This window comes from Sphingomonas sp. CCH9-E2 (assembly GCF_001557215.1).
In the GTDB taxonomy this organism is placed as follows: Bacteria; Pseudomonadota; Alphaproteobacteria; order Sphingomonadales; family Sphingomonadaceae; genus Sphingomonas.
In genome coordinates this window covers 1-751 of record NZ_LSJM01000423.1, presented here as the reverse complement: position 1 = coordinate 751, position 751 = coordinate 1, and the positions used below count along the sequence as shown (strand labels likewise).

Annotated in this window: 1 protein-coding gene; it reads left to right on the top strand. The window is 68.7% G+C overall.

The annotated features are described in order from the left end of the window. Positions 1 to 751, top strand: a 751-nt coding sequence (locus AX681_RS18975) for an alpha-2-macroglobulin family protein (protein ID WP_331710034.1), incomplete at both ends; no start/stop codon positions are given.

The window sequence follows — 751 nt, the reverse complement described above, 5'->3', positions numbered from 1 at the left end:
TGATGGCGGTGCGCGGGCGCGTCGGCGGGTGGAAATTGTGGTGGGCGGACCTCGCCCGGCGCTGGAACCTGCCCTTCTTCTCGCGCGAGGGGGCCAAGCCCACGGCATTGGTCGATCTGGCCAAGCCGAGCTTCCGCCTGGGGATCGCCAAGATCAAGGTCGGCTGGGAAGGACACCGCATGGCGGTGACCGTCAAGGCGGACAAGGAACGCTATGCCGCGCGCGACACCGCAAAGGTCGCGTTGCAGGTCAAGAACCCCGATGGCAGCGTCGCGCCCAAGGCCGATGTCGCGTTCGTCGCGGTCGATGAGGCGTTGCTCCAGCTCGCCCCGAACGAGAGCCTCGATGTGCTCACGGCGATGATGGGCGAGCGGCCGCTGTCGGTGCTGACCTCCACCGCGCAGACGCAGGTGGTGGGCAAGCGCCATTATGGGCGCAAGGCGGTCGAGGCTGGTGGCGGTGGCGGCGGCGACCTGTCGGCGCTCAATCGCGAGAATTTCCAGCCGGTGCTATTGTGGCGCGGGACGGTGCCGCTCGACGCGCAGGGGCGCGCACAAGTCGATGTGCCGCTGAGCGATGCGCTGACCGGGTTCAAGCTGGTCGCGGTGGCAGTCGGCAGTGACGGCCAGACCTTCGGCACCGGCGAGACGGCGGTGCGGACAGCGCAGGATCTGAGCATCTTTGCCGGGATCCCGCCGCTGGTGCGCGACGGGGACTTCTTCTCGGCGGGCTTCACGCTGCGTAACGGCTC